The organism is Candidatus Edwardsbacteria bacterium (genome assembly GCA_031082425.1).
Lineage (GTDB): Bacteria > Edwardsbacteria > AC1 > AC1 > EtOH8 > UBA2226.
This window is the reverse complement of sequence record JAVHLB010000007.1, coordinates 1-22890: the sequence shown is the minus strand read 5'-3', so window position 1 is coordinate 22890 and position 22890 is coordinate 1. Positions and strand designations below refer to the sequence as shown.

Genomic DNA, 22890 nt, shown 5'->3' with positions numbered 1-22890 from the left:
AAACGATCTGCTGATGTCCGACCACAACCAACATAACGAGTTTGCCGAGGAATCGGCCCTGGGGAATATCTACGACGCCAAATTGGTGAAGCGCCTTCTGTGGCTGATGCGGCCATACCGGTGGCACATTGCCCTGGCCATCGTGGTGTTGATTGTAGTGACCGCCTTCGAGCTGGTCCTGCCTTATATCACCAAAGAGGCCATTGACCGCTATATAAAGGTTTCGGGCAGAAAGATGGTGACCACCCAGGAGATACCGGGCGCCTTTCGCCTGGCCGGAGACACGGTTTTGGTGGATGTAGCCAGGCTGGGGCGGGAGCAGCAGTATCGGGCGGGGAGCTGGGAAAAGCAGGGCCGGCTTGAAAGGGCCAGCTATTATTACTTCGTGCCCGACGGCAGCGATCAGACAAAAAGGGCCGTTGAGGTAACCAAGGGCAACAGGACCTTATTCCAGCAATACGGCGATCTGTATCTTATCGAATATGACCACCTGAAAAAACTCCCCCCTGACAAGATCGCTGTTCTGCGCCAGCGGGACATCAAGGGGGTGCTTAATTTCGGGTTGTTGTTCCTGGGGCTGTTGGTGATAAGTTTCGGACTGAATTTTGTGCAGATAATACTGGTCCAGCTGGTGGGACAAAGATTCATGCACTCCCTCAGGGAGAGGATATTCGCCAAACTCCAGTCCATAGACATGTCGTTCTTCGACCGCAATCCGGTGGGCCGCCTGGTGACCCGGGCCACCAACGATGTGGATGCCATCAACGAGGCCTTCGTCTCGGTGTTCGCCCAGCTGTTCCGGGATGTCCTGCTGGTGCTGGCCCTGATGGCCATGATGCTCCTGCTGGACGTCAAACTGTCGCTGGTGGCCTACCTGACGATACCGTTGATCGCGGTGTGGACCATCTTCTTCAGGATCAAGGCCCGGGACATCTATCGCAATATCCGGGTGCGGCTGGCCCGGCTCAACGCCACCCTGCAGGAGAATCTCAGCGGGATACGGGTGATCCAGATATTCCAGAGGGAAAAAGAGAACATCCGCCGCTTCGGCGAGATCAACGACCAATATTTGCGGGCCTCTCTGCAGGAGGTGCTGGTGATGTCGTTCTTCCGCCCGATGGTTGAGATAATATCGGCGGTGGGACTGGCCCTGATAATCTATTACGGCGGAGGCAAGGTGATAGCCAGCAACCTGTCCTTGGGGACCCTGGTGGCCTTCACCACCTACTTAAGGATGTTCTTCCGGCCCATCCAGGAGCTGACCGAAAGCTACACCGTTCTGCAGTCGGCCATGGCCTCCTCGGAGAGGGTGTTTCAATTGCTGGACGAACCTTCAACGATCAGCCTGGCTGAAAAGCCGGTGGATATCGGCCGTCCCAGAGGGGAGATAGAATTCAAAGATGTGGTGTTCGAGTATGTCCCCGGGGAGCCGGTGCTGAAGAACGTCTCTTTTAAGGTATCGCCGGGGGAGAGGATAGCCTTTGTGGGCGCTACCGGTTCGGGAAAGACCACCATCATCAACCTGATCGCCAGGCTGTACGACATCAAAAGCGGGCAGATCCTTCTTGACGGGGTGGACATCCGGAAGATGGATATCCAGAAGCTGCGTTCCTCCTTGGGCGTGGTGATGCAGGATGTGTTCCTGTTCTCCGGAGACATCAAGGGCAACATCCGCCTGAACAAACCGCTGAGCGATCAAGAAGTGGTCGACATCTCCCGGCAGGTGCATGCCGACACCTTTATCGAGCGTTTTCCCGGCCAATACGGCGAGGAGGTCAAGGAGCGGGGGGTGACCCTGTCGGTGGGGGAGCGCCAGCTGCTGTCCTTTGCCCGGGCTTTGGCCTTCGATCCCCCGGTGCTGGTGCTGGATGAGGCCACCGCCAACATAGACACCCCCACCGAGAAACTGATCCAGGATGCCCTGGCCAAGCTGATGCAGGGACGCACCTCCATAGTTATCGCCCATCGACTGTCCACCATCAAGCATGTGGACCGGATCTACGTGATCCACAAGGGCGAGATCCGGGAGAGCGGGAGCCATCAGGAGCTTTTGAAGAAGCGAGGCTTGTACCACAGTCTATACCAGCTTCAGCTGGGCGGAGAATCAAATTGATGGGAGCATAAGGACATGGTCTATCAGAATAGCTTACGGCAACAGATGGTAAAATGCTGTCAACGGCTGGACCAACTGGGCTTTGTGGCGGCCACCGATGGCAATGTTTCAGCCAGGCTTGATGGTGGCGGAATAATGATCACCCCGTCGATGCTGTCCAAGGGCGAGATCAAAGGATCACAGCTTTTGATATGCAATCTCGAGGGGAAAACGCTGGCCGGGAGAGGGAGGCCCTCCTCCGAGATAAAGATGCACCTGTACGCCTACCGGATGCGCCCCGATATAAAAGCGGTGGTGCATGCCCATCCCCCGGCGGCCACCGCTTTTGCCACCGCCGGAATACCCCTGACCGATCCGGTCCTTCCGGAAGTAATATTGACCGTGGGGCCGGTGCCCCTGGCAAAATACGCCACCCCCTCCACCGACGAGGTGCCCAGATCCATCGCACCACATATCAAAAAGCACAACGCCATTCTGCTGGCCAATCACGGGGTGCTGACCCTGGGAAAGGATGTTGCCGAGGCCCTGCACCGGATGGAGAGGGTGGAGCACCTGGCCAGGGTCATGCTGGCGGCCGGACAATTGGGCGGAGCGAAAAAATTGGATAAAAAGCAGATTAAAAAGCTGCTTGACACTTTCAAAATAATCTGATATCTTATTAGCAGGGTATTAAAAGAATGATCAACCATTATAAAGGAGAAAAAATGAAGGCCCTGAAGATCTTCCTGTCCCTGTCGGCGGTATTGCTCCTGGTGATCAGCTTCGGCTGCAGCAAGGATACTCCGACCGAAATTCCGACCACCACCGCTACCACGATCCCTGCTGCACAGGAAGCCACGGTAGGCGATTTAGCGGCGACCCAAACCTTAGCCGGTGTTGAACAAGTGCAGGGCAACATGGACATGCTTAGCGGCGGCGGTTTCTCCCTGACTTCTGATGCCCAGAATGACGGCGTTAAGAACCCGCCCGACACTAGCTGGCATTATGACACTGCGACCCACTGGTGGTGGCAGACCTTCAGCGCCCAGTACCGGTGGGGCGTCCACCTGATGCCGGACCCCTGGAGCGATACCCTGGTCGTCAACCCCGACAGCCTTGAATTCAAGTACGAGTGGCTTGACGCCACCGCCTACAACTTCACCTATTACTATACCATCGGCTGGCAGACCAAGCCGAATACCGTGCACGGCCTGTGGAAGTATGACATCCCCTATTATGTGCTTGGGGTTAACTATGGCTACTACTGGCACATGAATTTCGACAACGTCGGGGTCAACGACCACAGCGGCCACTTCGTCTACTCCGGCACCTACCCCGTGGCGGTAACAACCGGATATGCTATGGCCGCCATTACCGGCGAGATCACCCTGATCGCCAACGGTTCGGGCGACGGCAAGGTGTCGGCCGGAGGGGTTGAATTCTGCCGGATGCATTTCTACGCCGACGGCGTCAGCCCGCGTGGATACTATACCCTGCTCTCGGAAAACTGGGCTATCCAGCATACCTTTGACTCAAAAAAGTAAAGGCTCGCCAAAAAACAAAAAAGGCAGGAGAAATTTCCCCTGCCTTTTTTGTTGATCTTGTAATCTGTTTAAGATTGGCCATCATTTTTATATGGCTGCGGCCAGACCTCCTGACCCGCAATGAACACCTTTTTTATTTCCACCCGGCGGGACCGGAAAATGATCCGGGATAAGATATCATCGGCGGACGAGAACCTGGCATCATCGGCTTTTAGAACCACGAAGTCGGCCTGCTTGCCCTGGGCCAGATTCCCCAGTTTATCCCCCAGCCCAAGTGTTTGGGCCGCGCCCAGGGTGGCCATGTAAAAAAGTCCGGAGGGTTTTTGGATATTGGCATAATACCCATCGCGCATCACATCCAACATGGAGAAGGACGGCCCGGCGGCGATATCTGATCCCAGCGCCAGCTTGGGGTAATGCTTCCAGTGTTCCAGCGGGAACCTGCCGGAATGCAGGAACAGGTTGGATGACGGGCAGTGGACCACCCCGCAGCCTCTTTTTCTGATCAATTCCCGTTCGGCTGGGGACAAATGGATACAGTGGGCCAGCAGGGTCTTTTCTGTCAGCAGGCCGAAGCGGTCATAGACCTCGGCATAGGTCTTGGTCTTGGGGAAGGCCTTTTTTACCGCGCTGACCTCGAAGAGGTTCTCCGAGAGGTGGGTCTGGATATATAGATCCTCCTTTTGGGCCAACTGGCCTATCATCTTAAGGTAACCCGGGGTGCAGGCCGGGGCAAACCGGGGGTTAAGGGAAAAATACAGACGTTCATTCCCGTCCTTCCTAAAGAGCCCAGACAGGGCCCGGCACTCCGCTATAATCTTTGCCGGATTTTGCTTAAGGTATCCTGGAACGGCCCGGTCCATGAGGGTATATCCGATGATGGCCCTGATGCCGGAATTTTCAGCCTGGCTCCGGGCAGCCAGCACTCCGGTTTTGAAATTGGTGTAAAGGACCGAAAGCGTCACCCCATCGGCCAAAAGGGCCTGGAAATATCTCCGGGAAGTATTTTCGGCGTTCTTTTTATCTTTCAAACAGACCTCGGCCGGATAGATGTGGTTCTTCAGCCAATCCAGCAAGGTGAAGCCGGTCTGCCCGATGACATCGAACTGCGACAGATGGCTGTGGCAGTCTATCAATCCCGGGATGATGACGCTGTTTCTGGGCGTTGAGAGGGGCTTATATTTGAGCCCCGGTATTTTTTTATTCGGCCCGCAGTATAATATTTTGCCAGCCGAACCATATACCAACAGTCCCTCCGGTATCCATTGGCAGCGGCCAGCGAAAAGCGGGTTTAAAATGGAACCTCGGAGGCCGATGAGATCTGGCACCCTCATATATTTTTTACCATCTCAGTGAATTCCTTTTCGTCTATTATTTTTATCCCCAGCTTTTGGGCCTTCTGCATCTTGGAACCGGGGTCGCTTCCGGCCACCACCAAACTGGTCTTATTTGATACCGAAGAACTGATATTGCCGCCCCGGCTGATTATCAGTTCCGCGGCCTGCTCCCGGGTGTAGCCCTCCAACCCTCCGGTCAGCACCACGGTCATCCCTGAAAATACCCCGCCGTATCCGGTGGAAGTATCTGATTTCATACTGACCCCGGCCCGTTTCAACTTTTGCAACACTTTCAGGTTCTGGGTATTGCGGAAGAAATTCTCCACGCTTTGCCCCACCGCCGGACCCAGGCCATAGATATTGGATATCTCCTGGCAACCGGCCGCGGCCAGGGAATCCATATCTTCAAACCGTTTGGCCAGCTCCCGGGCTGCCTGGGTTCCCACATGAATTATCCCCAGGGAATACACCACCCGCCAGAAGGGGTTGCCCTTGCTTTTTTCTATGGCTGTAATCAGGTTATCGGCGGATTTTTCGCCCATCCGTTCCAGCGGCAGGAGGTCGGCCTTCCTGAGGTTATAGAGATCCCCGAAATCCCCGATCAATTCTTTATTGACCAGCAACTCCACCACCGCCGGGCCCAGCCCGTCTATGTCCATGGCCCCCCGGGAGGCGAAATGCTCGATCCGGCCCTTGACCTGGGCCGGGCAGGATACATTTTCGCAGCGCCAGGCCACCTCGCCCTCCAGCCTTCTCAGGGGAGTCCGGCAGACCGGGCAATCTTGCGGCATGACGACGGGCCTGGCCTTTTTGTCCCGTTTTTCAATCAGAACCCTTACCACCTGGGGGATGATCTCTCCGGCCTTCTCGATGATCACTGTATCGCCGTAATGCAGGTCCTTTCTTTTAAGCTCATCATCATTATGCAGGGTGGCCCGGGAGACAACGCTGCCGGACAACTGCACCGGCTCCAGGTTGGCCACCGGGGTGACCACGCCGGTCCGGCCCAGGCTGAACTCCACCGAACGCAGAATGGTGGCCGCCTGACGGGCCGGGAATTTATAGGCAATGGCCCAGCGGGGGCTGTGGCTGGTGGCGCCCAACTGCCTCTGCTGGGCATAGGAGTCCACCTTGATGACCATGCCGTCTATCTCATAGTCCAGGTCATCCCGCTTCTGCTCCCATTGTTTACAGTAATCTATGACCTGTGAGATGTCTTGACACAACTCAATATTCGGATTTACCTTGAACCCCAGGTCCTTCAGGAAATTCATCGCCTGATAATGCTGATCCAAACTCTCCGGGGGGCGGCCCATGCCGTAGACAAAAATGGAAAGCTTTCGTTGGGCGACGGCCCGGGGGTCCAATTGTTTCAGCGATCCGGCGGCGGCATTGCGGGGATTGGCGAAGGGAGCTTGGCCTTCCTGCTGCTTGATGTCGTTCAACCGGACAAATTCTTTTTTGGAGAGATAGACCTCGCCCCGGACCTCCAGTTCCGGCTCCGGAGCATCAATGCTTAAGGGGATCGATCTGATGGTCTTCAAATTGGCACTGATGTCGTCGCCCATGGTGCCGTCGCCCCGGGTAGCCCCGTATTGCAACAGACCCTGATGGTAAAAAAGAGCCACCGCCACCCCGTCGATCTTCAGCTCCGCAACGTAGCGGTAACTCTGTCCGCCCAGGCCTTTGCAGACCCGCTGGTCGAACTCCCTTAAATCGTCTTCGTTATAGGTATTGTCCAGCGACAGCATCGGGGCCGGATGCTTAACCTGGGCAAAGCCCGGCAGGGGCTTCCCTGCCACCCGCTGGGTGGGCGAGTCGGGGAGCACCAGGCCGGGATGCTGTTTTTCCAAATCGATCAAACGGTGCATCAGGAGATCATATTCCCCATCGGAGATCTCCGGCCGGGCCAGTTCATAGTACAGGCGGTCGTGTTTTTTTATCTCCCGGCGGAGCCGGGCTATCTCTTTTTGGGCTGAGCTTCGGTCCATGATTTTCGCTGCTATTGGTTACATTTGCCTTGACGATATTAGGATACTACATTATAATAATCCACGTCAAGCCGTATATTATTAAAAGAAGCCGTAATGACCAAAGCCCATATCGGAAATAACCCCACGCCGGACAGGATGTTCGGCCAGCTAAAAGAGAGTTTTCAGCGTTATGATAAGGACCCGGCGGATTGGGCCGTGCTGGAGAAAGCCTACCAGATGGCCAGCGCCGCCCATGAACGGCAGGCCAGGGCCTCCGGCGAGGAGTTTATCGTCCACCCCCTGGCGGTGGCCCTGTTGCTGGCCGACATCAGGATGGATGTCTCCACCATTGCCGCGGCCCTGCTGCACGACGTTCTGGAGGATACCGAGGTGGGCTACCAGGGCATCGCTGACGATTTCGGAAAGCCGGTGGCCGATCTGGTGGAGGGGGTCACCAAGCTGGCGGCCATCAGCCTGCCCCGGGAGCAGAGCCGCGGCCTCAAGCCCGGCAGGCAGGCAGTGGATCACCAGGCGGAGAACCTGAGGAAGATATTTCTGGCCATGGCCAAGGATATCCGGGTGATCCTGATAAAACTGGCCGACCGGCTGAATAACCTGAAAACCCTGAGTTCGCTGCCCCAGGAAAAACGGGAGTTGATCGCCCGGGAGACCCTGGAGATTTTCGCCCCCATAGCCAGCCGGCTGGGAATATGGGATTTCAAATGGCAGTTGGAGGATCTGGCCCTTTCCTATCTGGAGCCCGAGGAATACCTGGAGCTCTCCCAGAAGGTGACCCAAAAGCGCCAGGAGAGGGAGAAGCAGATAGCGGAGATGAAGGCCGTCCTGAAGAACAGCCTGGCCTCGGCCGAGATGAAGGATTTCATCATCGAGGGCCGGCCCAAGCATTTTTACGGGATCTACCGCAAGATGCGCGACAAGGGCCGCAGCATCGACGATATCTACGACCTGCTGGCGGTAAGGGTGATCGTGGCCAGCGTGCCGGAGTGCTACCAGGTGCTGGGGATAATCCACAGCCTGTGGATGCCTTTTCAGGACCGGTTCAAGGATTACATCGCCATGCCCAAATCCAACAATTACCGCTCGCTGCACACCACCATCTACGGGCCGGGCAACCAGCCGGTGGAGGTCCAGATCCGGACCCTCGAGATGCACCAGATCAACGAATACGGCGTTGCTGCCCACTGGGCCTACAAGGAGAAAAAATCCGGCACCGACATCAACCTTACCGGGGAGGTCTATCCCTGGATAAGGCGGATGCTGGACTGGCAAGAGGAGTCGCGCGACGCCCGGGAGTACATCGAGAACCTGAAACTGGACCTGCTGCAGAAAGAGGTGTTCGTGTTCACCCCCAAGGGCCAGGTGATAGACCTGCCGGCCGGCTCCACCCCGCTGGATTTTGCCTACCGGATACACACCGAGGTGGGCCACCGTTTCATCGGGGCCAAGGTCAACTCCCGGATAGTTCCCCTGGAGTATAAGCTCAACAATGCCGACATTGCGGAGATACTGACCTCCAAGCAGAGCAGCCCCTCGGCCGGCTGGCTGAAGGTGGTGCGCAGCCACCACGCCAGGAACAAGATCCGGCAGTGGTTCAAAAAGGAAAAAAGGCCGGAATATGTGGCTTTGGGCCGGGAGGCGCTGCTGGCGGAGACCAGGAAAAACCGGATGGAGATCGCCCTGGATAATTCCGAGATAATCCGCTCCCTGTTGGAGCACTATAAATTCGCTTCGCCGGATGATCTTTTCGTATCGGTGGGCTATGGCGAGCTGGCCGCCGGGACGGTGGTCAAAAAGATCAAGGCCCTGATCAGCCCGGAACTGCCGGCCACGCCGGCGGCTTCCCTGCCGCCTGCCAGGAAGACCAACCAGCGTCCTTCGGGGATCGGCATGGCCGGGGTGGATAATGTGGCGGTGCGCTTTGCCCGCTGCTGTTCGCCCATCTTCGGGGACGAGGTGTTCGGCTACATCTCCCTGGGAAAGGGCATCTCGGTCCACCGACGGGACTGCCCCAACTATCGCAATCTGGCCTCCAGCCCTGACCGGGTGGTCAAGGTAAGCTGGGTGGAACAGGAACCGGGATCGTCCTATGCCGTCATTCTGAATGTCGAGGGCATGGATCGTCCGGATCTGTTGTTCGACGTGGTCAACGCCATCAACCAGGCCAAGCTGAGGATCCAGGCCACCAAGTCCTCCACCAGGAGCAGCCGGCAAAGCATCAGGGTCACGGTGGAGATAGGCTCCCGGGAACAACTGGAGAACCTGATGGCCGGGCTGTCGCGGATAAAAGACGTATATAATGTTTCCCGGATACTATCCCGGGGGAAATGATAAATCATTTTGAGCAATAAATTTATGTCTCCACAGCCAAACCGGCCCCCCTATCTCTGGCCGGTGATGCTGGCCGGCATCACCGCCATATCATTTGCCGCGGTGCTGATAAAAAGCTGCCAGGCCCCGCCCCTGGCCATCGCCCTTTACCGGCTGGGGTTCGCATCGCTGCTGCTGCTGCCGGCCTTCGCGGCAAAAGGGGGATTCAAGCATCTCCGCCGGGCCGATGTTTTATGGGCGGGGCTATCGGGGCTTTTCTTAAGCCTGCATTTCATTCTGTGGATCTATTCCCTGAACTACACCTCTGTGGCCAGTTCGGTGGTATTCGTCACCACCAATCCGCTGTTTGTCAGCCTGCTGGGCTGGCTGTTGTTCCGGGAGAGGCCCGGCATCAGGATCTTTCTGGCCATACTGCTGGTGCTGCTGGGGGGCGGGCTGATCGCCGGCCGGTCAGACCTTTCGGGCGATGCCAATTTCGGCAACCTGCTGGCTCTGGGCGGGGCGGTGATGGCCTCCTGCTATCTGCTGGTGGGGCGGTACCTGCGCAACAGGATGGGGATCCTGCCCTATATCACTTTGTGCTACGGAACCACCGCCGTCATAATTTTAGCAGCCTCGCTGGTTTTCCGGGTTCCGCTATGGGGTTTCGACGGCCGGACCTGGCTGTTCTTCGTACTGCTGGCCCTGGGACCGCAGCTGATCGGCCACAGCGCCTTCAACTGGGGGCTGAAATATTTCTCCACCCCCAAGATCGCCATGTTGATCATCACCGAGCCGGTGGGCTCGGCCCTGCTGGCCTGGGCTTTTTTAAGGCAGATGCCCACCGTCTTCGAGGCCCTCGGCGGGCTGCTGATACTGGCCGGGGTCTATCTGACGGTGGCCGAAAAACCGGTGCGGGCCACCCCCTTGTGAAAATAAAAAAGCGCCCGGGAGGTTTATCGGGCGCAGGTGGTATCTTCCGGAAACAGCTATTCTTTGGGTTTTAGCAGCAGCGAGGCCACGATCGAACCGGCCAAGATAAGGATGATCACCCCCAGCGACAGGCCGATGGGGATGTGGAAGATATCGGCCAGGATCATCTTGACCCCCACAAAGGCCAGGATCAGTGCCACGCCGTAATTAAGGAAGCGGAATTTATTGACGATGTTGGCCAGCAGGAAATACAGGGCCCGCAGGCCCAAGATGGCGAAGATATTGGAGGTGATGGCGATGAAGGGGTCCCGGGTGATGCCCAGCACCGCCGGGATGGAATCCACCGCGAAGACCAGGTCCGAGGCCTCCACCACCAGCAGGGCCACGAATAACGAGGTGGCGCAAAGTTTTCCGGCCTCCCGGACGAAGAATTTTTCCTTATTGTCGGCGCAGCTGACGGGAAACAGTTTGCGCGACAGCCTGACCATCAGGTGCTTTTCGATCTCAATGTCCTGGGCTTCGTCAAAGGCCATGCGGTAGGCGGTGAACAGCAGGATGGCCCCGAAGACGTAGATCACCCAGTGGAAGGCCTGCATCAGGGCCACCCCGAACAGGATCAGCACCACCCTCATGACCACCGCGCCCAGGATGCCCCATTTGAGCACCAGCGGCTGGCGCTCCGGCCCCAGCTTGAAGCTGGCGAAGATCATGATGAAGACGAACAGGTTGTCCACCGACAGGGATTTCTCGATGATATAGCCGGTCAGGAATTCCAGGGCCCGCAGCCGGCCCTGAAAATACCAGATGCCCAGGCAGAACAGCAGGGCGGTGCTTATCCAGACGATGCTCCACAACAGGGCCTTGCGGGTGGACATGGAGTGATGACGGTGGCTGGTGGCAAAGATATCGATAAAAAGCATTCCCGACACCATCACCGAGAATATGGACCACATTAATAATTGATGCATGGGTGGGATTATAACCGCTGGGGCATCTTTTAGTCAAGAAAAACCGGAGGGGCGTTTTAACATTTGGCTTGCCAGGAAAAGCAGATAGCTGCTATACTTGAAAATCATACGGTAAAGAATCTACAGTTATGACCAGAATAATGATCATTGCCGGGGAGACCTCCGGCGACCTGCACGGCGGGATGCTGGTGCGCGAACTCCGAAAGCTGGACCCCGGCCTGGAGATCTACGGCATCGGCGGGGAGAGCATGCAGGCGGCCGGCATGGAGCTGGTCTACCACATCAGGGAATTCTCCTTCATGGGCTTTGTGGAGGTGCTGGCCCATCTGCCGTTCATCCGTTCGGTCTTCAAAAGGCTGGAGGAGCTGCTGGTCAGCCGCCAGCCCGACCTGTTGGTGCTGATAGATTATCCCGGGTTCAATCTGCGTTTTGCCAAGATCGCCAGAAAGGCGGGCATCGAGGTGGTCTACTACATTTCCCCGCAGGTGTGGGCCTGGGGCAGGCGAAGGGTCAGGTTGATCCGGCGCCTGGTAAAGAAGATGCTGGTGATCCTGCCCTTCGAGGAGAAATTCTACCAGCGATTGAAAGTGCCGGCCAAGTATGTGGGGAACCCCCTGAGGGATACGGTCAAGCCCTCCCTGGGGAAAGAGGAATTCTGCCGGCAGTATGGATTGAACCCACAAAACCCTCTGATCGGCCTGCTGCCCGGCAGCCGCCGCCAGGAGGTGGAAAAGATCCTGCCGGCCATGCTGCAGGCCTGCCAGTTGCTGCATGATGATGATCAGAATATCCAGTTTGGGCTGGGGGTGGCCCCGCACATTGACCGCCAGTATATAAAAGAACAACTGGACCGCTGCAACATCAATGTTGCCCTGGTAGAAAACCAGGCCTACGACCTGATGGTCCACAGCCGCCTGGTGCTGGTGGCCTCGGGCACCGCCACCCTGGAGACCGGCCTGGCCGGGACCCCGATGATCATCATCTACAGGACCAATCCCCTGTCGTTCATCATCGGCAAGCTTTTGGTCAAGCTGCCGTTCATCGGGCTGGTGAACCTGGTGGCGGGCAGGAAGGTGGTCCCGGAATTCCTGCAGTGGGAGGCCCGTCCGGGGGCCATCTTCCTGATGGCCAAGATGCTATTGGAAGACGGTCCTCCGCGCCAGGCGGTCATCAACGAACTGGCCAGGATCCCGCAGTTACTGGGCGAGCCGGGAGCGGCCCGACGGGCGGCAGAGGAGATATTGGAATGTTTGACAGGTTCGAAAGGTTGAAAAGGTTTGAAGCGGTGTGACTTTAGAGGCGAAGGGCTCATCGCCCAAAACTGCATGTATGGCATAAACGAAAATAAATTAAATATGAAAAAAAACAAACTCCTTATAATCGCCCTATTGTTTAGTTCGGTCATATATACGCAAGAAGCAGCAAGTTTTGCGGTTGAGAACCCGAGGGTTAAAAGGCCTATGGGTTTAAGTTTGAATTTGGGCGGCCCGACAATACTTGTTTCGGCGTCGTTAGATTATTTTATATTGCCCATATTGAACATTGAAGCAGGCGGCGGTATTTGGGGTTATTATGCCGGACCAAAATATCATTTCAGAGGGCAAAGAAATATGAGGACCACATTATATACTGGAGTTTTGGTAACGGCAATACCCCCGTTACCAGGTAGCGATGTATTTTATAAAGCAGGGTGGAATGTTACAGAACCCAAAACCAATTATGATTTTTATATCCCAATAGGTATAAGCAATATGTCTCTGAGCGGATATACCTTTTCTTTAGAAATCGCCACCAGTCGTAGATTCATAGATTCCAAAATTCCGTTTATCTTTTCAGCTAAATTCGGGTATCATTTCAAACCGCGAAAAACTAAAAACTCAAACAATAAATCAAGATGAAGATAATAGACCTGCGTTCCGATACCGTCACCCGGCCCACCCCGTCCATGATCAAGGCCATGATGGCCGCGCCGCTGGGCGACGACGTGCTGGGCGACGACCCCACCGTCATCAAGCTGCAAAACCAGACCGCCAGACTGCTGGGCAAGGAGGCCGGGCTGTTCGTGCCCTCCGGCACCATGGGAAACCAGCTGGCCATCATGGCCCATACCCGGCCGGGGGACGAGGTGATCCTGGATTACGAATCGCACATCTTCCGCTACGAGGTGGCCGGGGCGGCGGTGATGTCCGGGGTGCAGTTCAACGCCCTGACCGGGCCGGGCGGGGTGATGTCTGCCGAGCAGATACAGGAGGCCATCAGGCCCGAGGATATCCATCAGCCCAAAACGACCCTGGTCTGCCTGGAGAACACCCACAACCGGGCGGGCGGGACGGTCTATCCGCTGGATGAGATCAAAAAGATATCGGCCATAGGCAAAAAGCAGGGGATCAAAATGCATCTGGACGGGGCCCGCCTGTGGAATGCCTCGGTGGCCAGCGGGATTGCTCTGAAAGATTACGCCAGGTATTTCGACTCGGTGATGGTCTGCTTCTCCAAGGGGATGGGCTGCCCGGTGGGCTCGGTGCTGGCCGGAGAAAAAAAATTCATTGCCGGGGCGGCCCGTAACCGCAAGATGCTGGGCGGTGGCATGCGCCAATCCGGAATTTTGGCCGGGGCGGGTCTTTATGCCCTGAAGCATAATATCAAAAGGATGGCCGATGACCACAGGAGGGCCAAGATGCTGGGCCGGATGATTTCTCAAATATCAAAGATCAAAATCGATCTGACGAGCGTGCAGACCAATATAATCGTTTTTGACATCAAACGGACCGGCATGAATTCCGAGCAGGCCATGAAGAAGCTGGCCCTAAAGGGCCTGTGGGTTATACCCTTCGGAACCACCAAGCTGCGGGCGGTGACCCACCTGGATGCAAGTGATGGGGATATTGTCCGGGCCGGCAAAATATTAAAGACCGTTTTTTAATATCACAAGTTCCAAGCCCGTCAATCAGATGGGCTTTTTTATTGTAATGCCAAATATTTCTTGCTTTTATTTCTCTTTTAAGATAACATGACAAAATGTTGATGTAATGAAATCCATTAAAAATATAAACCAATAACAATCATTATCGAAAGGAAACCCATGAAAAAATTACTGGTAGCCATCGTGGTTCTTATCGGGTTGGCTTTTGCCATGACCGCCTGGACCCAGAAAAGCCCCCAGCCCAATCTGGTAGGCACCTGGGAGGGTTCGACCGTCTCCCACCACAAAGACCGGGGGCACGTCCAGTCATCCCAATACACCTTTGTCGTCGAGGAGCAGAAGGGTCGCATGATCACCGGTTACAAGGCCTGGAACCTGCTGGGGGTGGATACCACCGAGGCCTTCTCCGGGATCATCTCCCGCGACGGCAAGAAATTCTACACCGCCGAGCACGATGACGGATACGGCTTCGGGGACATCATCTCCGGCACCCAGATCGAGGTGATATATCTGGAAAGCGGAAGCAAGCCCAAGGTGGTATTGAAGGCGCTTAAAAAGACCTCCGGCAAGCCCAAGCCGCGGACCGCCGTCAAGGCCGGCTCCAAGGACTAAGGGAAGAGTTCATCATAACGATGCCGCAGGGAAGGTTTTCTGCGGCATCAATAACTTGTCCACACAATATAATAAACGAGGAGGTCCCATGATCGAAGCTGTCAAACTGATATACCTGATCAACCTTATTTTATGCCTGGTCATCCTGGGATTCGGCATCTGGGGCTACCGGAATAAAAAGAACCGGACCGCTTTGATGGTCGGCCTGGCCTTCGGCCTGTTCGGAGGCACCCACCTGGCCACCATTTTCGACCTGCAGATCCGGATGGAGTCCCTGTTGATAGCCGTCAGGATCATCGCCTACCTGATGGTGGCGGTAGCCCTCTATCTTGAAACTTTCAAAAAATAACACCCGAACAAGGAGATGACCTTGCTTGACAGGCTCTTCAAACTGAAGGAGAACCGGACCAACGTCCGGACCGAGATCCTGGCCGGGATCACCACCTTCATGGCCATGTCCTACATCATCGCCGCCAATCCCATGATCCTGGCGGCCGCCGGGATGGACAAGGGCGCGGTGACCCTGGCCACCTGCCTGGCTTCGGGGCTGATCACCATCGCCATGGGACTGCTGTCCAACTACCCGATAGCCCTGGCCCCCGGCATGGGCATCAACGCCTACTTCGCCTACGGCATCTGCGCCGGGATGGGGATCGACTGGCGGATCGGGCTGGGTTTCTTCTTCATCGAGGGGGTGATCATCCTGCTGGTCACCATGACCAAGCTGCGCGAGATCGTGATAGACGCCATCCCCTTTTCCCTGAAATGCGCCATCAGCGCCGGGATCGGCCTGTTCCTGACCTTCATCGGCTTCGCCAACGCCGGCATCATCGCCCCGCATCCGGCCACCTTCGTCACCATCTCCCGCTTCGCCAGCCCCCAGGTCTGGCCCCAGGTGCTGCTGGCCTCGGTCGGGATCATCATCACCACCATCCTGCTGACCAGGAAGGTCAAGGGGGCCATCCTGATCGGGATCGCGGCGGGCACGCTTCTCGGCCTCATCCCCGCCTTCCGGCCCGACGGAGCCGGGCTTAGCCTGCTGGCCCCCTCGCTTAGCCCCACCTTTTTCCAGCTGGACATCCTGGGCGCCCTGCGCTGGCAGTTCGCCGCCCTGATCTTCACCCTGCTGTTCGTGGACTTCTTCGACACGGCCGGGACCATCATCGGGGTGTCGGTCAAGGCGAAGTTCCTGGACGACCAGGGCAAGATCCCCCGGGTGGGACGGGTGCTGCTGGCCGATTCCCTGGGCCCGGTCGTGGGGGCCCTGGCCGGAACCTCCACCGTGACCTCGTTCATCGAGAGCGCGGCCGGGGTGGAGGAGGGCGGAAGGACCGGGCTGACCTCAGTGGTCACCGGGCTGCTGTTTCTGGCGGCCATGGCCGCGGCTCCGCTGGTGGGCCTGGTCCCGGCGGCGGCGGTGGCCCCGGCCCTGATCATAGTGGGCATCATGATGATGGAGCCGGTGCTGAAGATAGATTTCAGCGACTACTCCGAGGCGGTGCCGGCCTTCATCACCATCGCCGCCATGCCCTTCACCTACAGCATCTCCAACGGGATCACCCTGGGCTTCCTATCCTACGTCCTGATCAAGGCCCTGACCGGCCGGGCCAGGACCATAGCCCCGGCCATGTATGTGCTGGCGGCCCTGGGCCTGCTGTTCTTCCTGATCAGCCCGGAGTTCAGGTGATGGTATGAATCGATCTCAGATCCAAGGACAAATTGATCTATCCGCCAAGGGGCCGCCCCAAAGGGGCGGCCCCTTTTATCTGGCATAATGAAATTCATCTTGCATTTAGGGTGGTTTTAAGATAACATAAATGTTCACAATGGATCATCAAAAACTGATGGCGCTTTCCCTGAAAACATAATTCACAAGGAATAGATATGAAAAAAATAATCATCCCGTTTTTAGCCTTGCTGGCAACGCTTCTGGGCGGTGCGGCGACCTGCCGGGCCGACTGGGCCACCGCCACCATAAAAGCCGGCTCCTGGCCGGTGGCCGGTGCGGTGAACCCGGTCACCAACAAGATCTACGTGGCCAACCGGTACGCCGACAGCGTCACCATAATAGACGGGGCCACCCTGTCTGCGACCAGAGTGAGGGTGGGCCAGTACCCCATAGCCCTGGCGGTCAACCCTTATACCAACAAGATCTACACGGCCAACTATGACGACAACAGCGTAACGGTGATCGACGGGGCCACCCATGCCACCGCCACCGTGGCGACCGGAACCAATCCCCGGGCCATAGCGGTGAATCCCATGACCAACAAGATCTACGTGGCAAACGAGGGCAGCGCCAACATCACGGTGATCGACGGGAGCGATAATTCCGCGGTGAATGTGACCGGAAGGGACGTGCCCTACGCCATAGCCGTCAACACAGTGACCGACATGATCTACGTGGCCAACGCCGGCAGCCATTACCTGACCGAGTTGTCCGGTATTGATAATTGGACGGAGAATATCAACATAGCTCCCAGCGGAACCTACACCTTTGCGGTGGCGGTTAACCCCTCCACCGACAAGGTCTATGCCACCAGGGGCGACGGCCGTCTGGTGATGGTGGCCGGGGACAACCATAGCGACACCAGCACCGTGTTATTGGATGGCGAAGGCCAAGCCCTGGCGGTGAATCCGGTGACCAACAAGATCTACGCGGCCAACTATAATGACAACAGCGTAACTGTCATCGACGGGGCCACCCACGCCAAGACCAGAGTGGCCCTGGGGTCGTCTCCCCAGGCCATAGCGGTGAATCCGGTCACCAACAAGATCTACACCGCCAACGACACCGGCGACAGCGTGACGGTGATCGACGGGGTCACCCATGCCATAACCAACATCTCCACCGGTAACCTTACCTGGCCCCAGGCCATCGTGGTCAACCCGGCCACCAATAAGATCTACAGCATCAATCATATGGGCGACAACATGACCGTGATAGACGGCGGCCATTACGCCACGGCCACCGTGGCCTCGGGAACCTTCCCCTCCATCCCCAATGATGCGGCGCTGAACCCGGTAACTAATAAAGTCTACGTGACCAACACCAACAGCGACAACGTCACGGTGATCGACGGGGCCACCGGCGACACCACGCTGGTGGCGGCCGGGGACACCCCCTGGGCGGTGGCGGTCAACCCGGTAAGCAACAAGGCATACGTGGCGAACTACTACGACAACAATGTCACGGTGATCGACGGAGCCAGCGGCGGAACCATCACGGTGCCCACCCGGACCACCCCCCGGGCGGTGGCGGTGAACCCGGTGACAAATAAAGTCTACGTGGCCAACGGCAACAACTCCAGCGTGACGGTGATAGACGGGGCCACCAACGACACCGCCACCGTGGCCACCGGCTCGGGCCCCTTCGCCCTGGCGGTCAATCCGGCCACCAACAAGATATATGTGGCCAACTACGGCAATGCCAACGTGACGGTGATCGACGGAGCCACCAACGGCACGGCCACCGTATGGGCGGGCGCCAATCCCCGGGCGGTGGCGGTGAACCAGATGACCAACAAGGCTTACGTGGCCAACTACAACGACTCCAGCATGACGGTGATCAGCGGTCCCGGCAACGACACCGCTACAGTGATCGTGGGCGCCAAACCCCGGGCGGTGGTGGTCAATCCGCTGACCAACAGGATCTACGTAGCCAACGAAGGCAGCGCCAGCGTCACGGTGATCGACGGGGCCACCAACGGAACCACGACGGTGGCCACCGGACCATCGCCCTATGACGTGGCGGTGAACCCGGTAAGCAACATGATCTTCGTGGCCAACGCCGGCAACGACAGCCTGACGGTGATCGACGGGGCCACCAATATGACCTGCGCCATAGCCGCCGGCCCGGCCCCCTGCGACCTGGCGGTGAACCCGGCAAGCAACAGGATCTACGTGGTGAACAACGGCGGCAGCAGCGTGACGGTGATCGATGCGGTTCGGGAGTGGGACACCGGCATAACGGCAGTCGTCGACAGCAGCACCAACCACCGCAGCTATGTCCACCGGCCATATATCACCGGCACGGCCTCGGTGAACTGGCCGCCCAACTGGATCACCCTGGACCATGTGCTGGATAAATGGATGACCGGGCAGGAGACCTGGCACCAGGCTTTGGTGAACGGATCCGGCAAGACGGTCGACTGGACCTATGCCTGGAGCAGCGATTCGCTGCTGTGGGGCCTGAATTACCTCAACATCGTTCCCTTGTCGCAAAGCGGCACCACCAACAACCTGGGACTGGGCACGGCCATGACCGGCAACCTGCTGACCTACCCCATCTATTACCTGGACAATGTTCCGCCCACCATCGCCTGGTGGGACAGCCTGCCGGATGACGCGGATTCCATCGGCGGCTACGGGCCCTACCCGGTGAAAGCGGTCCTCCGGGATTTCTCCGGCATTTCTTCGGCCTTTCTGCATTACGACGGGGACAGCGTGGCCATGAACAGGACCACGGCCGATACCTTTGCCGCCAGCATCCCGGCCCAGGTGCTGACCGCGGGAGACAGCCTGATAGTTTCTTATTCGGTCAGCGCCCGGGATCATGCTCACGATTTCAATTGGGTTCAAAGCGTGTCGAGGACGGTTTGGTTGTACAACCTGACCGGCGTGGCCGGCCGGCCGGCCGGTTCGATTCCAAAGGTTTATGCTTTGGGTCAGGCCTATCCCAATCCCTCAAGAGGACAGGCTGTATTCAAGTACCAGCTGCCGAAAGAATCCAAGGTCAGCCTGACGGTGTACAACGTGGTGGGCCAGACGGTCAAGAAATTCGACCAGGGCGCCCAGCCGGCCGGGTATCACCAGATCAGCTGGAACGACAAGGCCCTGCCCAACGGGGTATATCTCTACCAGCTTAAAGCTGGAGACTTTGTTTCCACCAGGAAGCTGATGATTGTCAGGTAAATATCTAATATCCACAAAGGGCCGCCCCTTTGGGGCGGCCCTGTTTTCTTTTAAATCCGGGCCGACAGGATGCATTAGAGTGGACGCTTCGCACCCTTGACTTAAACCCGTTTGTAAGATAAAATTACCGGACATTGATACTGCAAACAATAAAAAACCAAAATAAACCAAAACCGTAATACAACCAAGGAGCAACCGAATGAGACATCTCAGGTGGGCCACCCTCCTGGCACTGGCAGCATTGGCCGCCCAGTCGCCGGCAGTTCCGGTGCCGCCAAAACAGCCGGCCGGCCCGAAACTGGCCAACATCCCCGGTTACCAAAACCAAGCCCCGGTCATAACGCAGCAGTCCGGCAAAAGGGACAGCCACAAAAAGAATGTGCCTCCGGCCCGGTACCAAAGGCCGGAACGGCCCCAGCGGCCGGCCCGGACGGCCAAGGGCAGCCCGGCCATTGCCGCCCCGGCGGTAAAAGGCGTGGTGGCGCCGGAATTCAGGATCAACACCGACAGCCTGCCGTTCAACTATGGGCGAAACTACGGCGCGGCCGCCATGCAGGAGGACGGCACCGTAATAAGCGTCTGGGTGGATGGGCGGACCGGATACGACAATATTTATCTTCAACGTTTCAGCCGGCAGGGCCTTCCCCTGGGCCCGGCCCAAGCGGCCGATGCCTATGGTACATCCCAGGAAAGTCCAGCGATAGCCATCGGGGACAACGGCACTTTTGTCATTGTCTGGGACGATTACCGGGTGGATGACGGCTATGCCCGGATCTATTGCCGGCGGTTTGACGCCGGGGGCAGCCCCCTGGGCGGCACCTACCGGGTGGATGATAACGACGGGATCAGCGCCAAATACCGGCCGGCCATAACCGCCACCGACAGCGGGTTCGCCGTGGACTGGGAGGAGTGGCGCAACGGCCTGAACTACAACGTCCACCTGAGATTGCTGGATACCCTGGGGATCCCCCTGGGAACCGCCAGCTTTATGACAGGCAACACCAGCAACGACAAGTATCAGGTTGACATCAGCCGGACCGGGCAGGGCTTTGTGGCCGTTTGGCTGGACCGGCGCAGCGGCAATGACGACATCTACGCCAGGATCTACTCCGCCGGCGGGGATACCATCGGGCCGGAGTTCACGGTCAACGACATTTCCGCGTGGTATAGATCCGAGCCAAAGGTCTGCGGCACCGACAGCGGATTCACCGTGGTCTGGTATGATTACCGAAGCGGCAGCTATTACGACATATACCTGCAGAGATACGACACCCTGGGCGCGGCCCTGGGGGGGAATTCCCAGGTGACCAGCACCATCGCCTCCGCGCAGACCCCCTCCATAGCCCACCGCCGGGGGCAGACGGTGGTAAGCTGGCATGACGACCGCAACGGGAACGGCGATGTTTTCGCCCAGTGGTTCAAGCCCAACGGCGACACCCTGGGCGGCCAGGTGATGCTCAATGATGACGCCTCCGGCCAATGGCAGTATAACACCAAGGCGGTGGCCGGCGACAGCGGCTGGGCCCTGGTGTGGATGGACCAGCGGAATTCGAACCTCGGCAACGGGGAAAGATACGGCCAGTGCTTCGATACCACCCTGTCTGCCATCGGCGGCAACTTCTTTGCCTGCGACAGCATTTTCGGCCTGCACGACCAGTACGACCCCTCGGTGGCGGCCGGCCCGGATGGAAATTTCCTGGTGGTATGGTACGATTTCCGTTTTGACGACGGCAGCTGGAACATCTGCGATGTCTTCGGCCGGCTGTACGATCAAAACGGCAACGCCCTGACCCCGGACTTCCTGCTCTCCGACACCGCCTATAATTCCGGTTACCGTTACGCCTACGATCCCAAGGCGGCCTGCCTGGCCGACGGCTCCTATCTGGTGGCCTGGTACGACTACCGCAACGACAATGATTATGACATCTACGGGCAGCGCCTGGATGCCTCCGGGAGCCCGGTGGGCGGGAATTACCTGGTATCCGGGACGGCGGCCGGCTACAATGATTACAATTTGTCCATTGCCTCCAACGACAGCGGGTTCGGGGTGTTCTGGTATGCATACGACCCCAGCTGGAGTTATCCCAACATCTACGGCCGGCTTTTCAGGACCAATGGCGATAGCATCGGTTCAACCTGCGTTATAACCGACACCAGCGCCAGTTATCCCTATGCTTACTACCCCTGCGCAGCAGCCACCGACAGCGGGCTGGTGGTGGTCTGGGAAGAATACCTGGAGGGCAATAATAATTATTATATTTACGGCCGGAGGATGCTATGGGACGGCAGCCTGGCCGGAGGACGGATCGAGATCGGCGACAGCGTGGACGCCGATCAGTACGAACCCTCCATCGCCGGGACCAACAGCGGATTCCTGGCCACCTGGTACGATAACCGCGCCGGCAACTACGCCGTCTTCGGGCAGTACCTGGACGCGGTGGGACAGAAGGTGGACACCAATTTCCTGATCAGCACCGACCCGGCCTTCGATCAAGAAGAGCCGTCGGTGGCGGTCTCTCCCGACGGCAGCCGGTACGCGGTGACCTGGTACGGCTGCAACAGCAGCAGCAACCGATGCTGGCTGATCAGCCAGCGTTACCTGGGCGGCCTGCCGCAGGGGGGCAACGAAGTCGTGATCGACAGCCTGAACTGGAACTGGCTGTACACTTGGGGCGCCAGCAACCTGGCGGCCACCGGGGACCGGCTGTTCTTCACCTTCTACGGGAAGAACGGGAACACCGGCTCCGATGTCTTCGGCAAGGTCACCGACTGGTACTCCACCAGTGAGCCGCCTGCTGCCATTGCCAAGATCTTTCCGCCCAAGGATACCCTGCTGGGCGACAGCACGGTAAGCTTTACCTGGACCAATGCCACGGCCGGAACCTATGCCATCGGCGGCTACCAGCTGCAGGTCTCGGCCGACAGCGGCCTGTCAACCTATTGCCTGGACACCCTGGTGAGCGACACCGCTTTTATTGCGGCGCTTCCGTCGGCCGATACCATGTACTACTGGCGGGTGCGGGCGGTGGACATCTACGGGTATCAGGGGCCGGTGACCACGGTCTGGAACCTGGAGATCGACGTCACAGATCCGGCGATCCCGTCACTGGCGCTGCCGGCCGACAACTCCTGGCAGCTGTCTGACACCGTGGTCTGCAGCTGGACCGAGGTGGCCAAGAAGGCATCGCCTGCGGCCAAGGCCTCGGAGGTATCTTACGTGATCCAGCTGGATACCAACAATAGCTTCGCCTCGCCCATCATCGAAG

Annotated in this window: 16 protein-coding genes; 13 read left to right on the top strand and 3 right to left on the bottom strand. The window is 57.8% G+C overall.

The window, feature by feature from the left end; translation table 11 throughout:
- Positions 1–13 precede the first annotated feature (13 nt).
- The 3 genes from RDU76_08070 to RDU76_08060 all read left to right on the top strand — a co-directional run bounded on the left by RDU76_08070 (position 14) and on the right by RDU76_08060 (position 3636).
- On the top strand, positions 14–2113 hold the full coding sequence (locus tag RDU76_08070) for an ABC transporter ATP-binding protein (protein MDQ7798879.1): 2100 nt from the start codon (positions 14–16) through the stop codon (positions 2111–2113).
- A gap of 15 nt (positions 2114–2128) precedes the next feature.
- Positions 2129–2764, top strand: a complete 636-nt coding sequence (locus RDU76_08065; GenBank protein MDQ7798878.1) for a class II aldolase/adducin family protein — start codon at positions 2129–2131, stop codon at positions 2762–2764.
- A gap of 245 nt (positions 2765–3009) precedes the next feature.
- Positions 3010–3636, top strand: coding sequence for a hypothetical protein (locus RDU76_08060; protein MDQ7798877.1), 627 nt, complete (start codon positions 3010–3012; stop codon positions 3634–3636).
- Positions 3637–3704: 68 nt separating this feature from the next.
- Here the strand turns inward: RDU76_08060 and RDU76_08055 are convergent, their stop codons facing one another.
- Both RDU76_08055 and ligA read right to left on the bottom strand, forming a co-directional pair.
- Complete coding sequence (locus RDU76_08055) at positions 3705–4883, bottom strand: amidohydrolase family protein (GenBank protein MDQ7798876.1); 1179 nt, start codon at positions 4881–4883, stop codon at positions 3705–3707.
- A gap of 83 nt (positions 4884–4966) precedes the next feature.
- A complete protein-coding gene (gene ligA / locus RDU76_08050; protein ID MDQ7798875.1) occupies positions 4967–6964 on the bottom strand; it encodes an NAD-dependent DNA ligase LigA in 1998 nt (665 codons plus the stop codon).
- Positions 6965–7060: 96 nt separating this feature from the next.
- Here ligA and RDU76_08045 point away from each other — a divergent pair, with 96 nt between their 5' ends.
- Positions 7061–9295 (top strand): bifunctional (p)ppGpp synthetase/guanosine-3',5'-bis(diphosphate) 3'-pyrophosphohydrolase, encoded by a 2235-nt coding sequence (locus RDU76_08045; GenBank protein ID MDQ7798874.1) that lies wholly within the window; start codon positions 7061–7063, stop codon positions 9293–9295.
- A gap of 24 nt (positions 9296–9319) precedes the next feature.
- The gene (locus RDU76_08040) at positions 9320–10207 is read left to right on the top strand and encodes a DMT family transporter (protein MDQ7798873.1); all 888 of its coding nucleotides are present in this window, start codon (positions 9320–9322) and stop codon (positions 10205–10207) included.
- 56 nt (positions 10208–10263) lie between these two features.
- Here RDU76_08040 and RDU76_08035 read toward each other — a convergent pair whose 3' ends face one another.
- Positions 10264–11175 carry a TerC family protein gene (locus tag RDU76_08035; GenBank protein ID MDQ7798872.1) on the bottom strand — a complete coding sequence of 304 codons (912 nt, stop codon included), beginning with the start codon at positions 11173–11175 and terminating at the stop codon, positions 10264–10266.
- A gap of 128 nt (positions 11176–11303) precedes the next feature.
- Between RDU76_08035 and lpxB the strand changes: the two genes are divergently transcribed.
- The 8 genes from lpxB to RDU76_07995 form a co-directional block, all read left to right on the top strand.
- Positions 11304–12446, top strand: a complete 1143-nt coding sequence (gene lpxB / locus RDU76_08030; GenBank protein ID MDQ7798871.1) for a lipid-A-disaccharide synthase — start codon at positions 11304–11306, stop codon at positions 12444–12446.
- Between the two features lie 84 nt (positions 12447–12530).
- Entirely contained in the window at positions 12531–13073 is a 543-nt protein-coding gene (locus RDU76_08025; GenBank protein ID MDQ7798870.1) for a hypothetical protein, read from the top strand.
- On the top strand, positions 13070–14098 hold the full coding sequence (ltaE, locus tag RDU76_08020) for a low-specificity L-threonine aldolase (GenBank protein ID MDQ7798869.1): 1029 nt from the start codon (positions 13070–13072) through the stop codon (positions 14096–14098). The genes RDU76_08025 and ltaE overlap by 4 nt, the downstream gene beginning before the upstream one ends.
- Positions 14099–14257: 159 nt before the next feature.
- Positions 14258–14710, top strand: a complete 453-nt coding sequence (locus tag RDU76_08015; protein ID MDQ7798868.1) for a hypothetical protein — start codon at positions 14258–14260, stop codon at positions 14708–14710.
- Between the two features lie 88 nt (positions 14711–14798).
- Positions 14799–15059 (top strand): hypothetical protein, encoded by a 261-nt coding sequence (locus RDU76_08010; GenBank protein MDQ7798867.1) that lies wholly within the window; start codon positions 14799–14801, stop codon positions 15057–15059.
- Positions 15060–15074: 15 nt separating this feature from the next.
- Complete coding sequence (locus RDU76_08005; GenBank protein MDQ7798866.1) at positions 15075–16397, top strand: NCS2 family permease; 1323 nt, start codon at positions 15075–15077, stop codon at positions 16395–16397.
- A 197-nt stretch (positions 16398–16594) separates the two neighbouring features.
- Positions 16595–19624, top strand: coding sequence for a T9SS type A sorting domain-containing protein (locus RDU76_08000; protein MDQ7798865.1), 3030 nt, complete (start codon positions 16595–16597; stop codon positions 19622–19624).
- A gap of 199 nt (positions 19625–19823) precedes the next feature.
- The coding region (locus RDU76_07995; GenBank protein MDQ7798864.1) for a hypothetical protein at positions 19824–22890 on the top strand (3067 nt) is incomplete at its 3' end.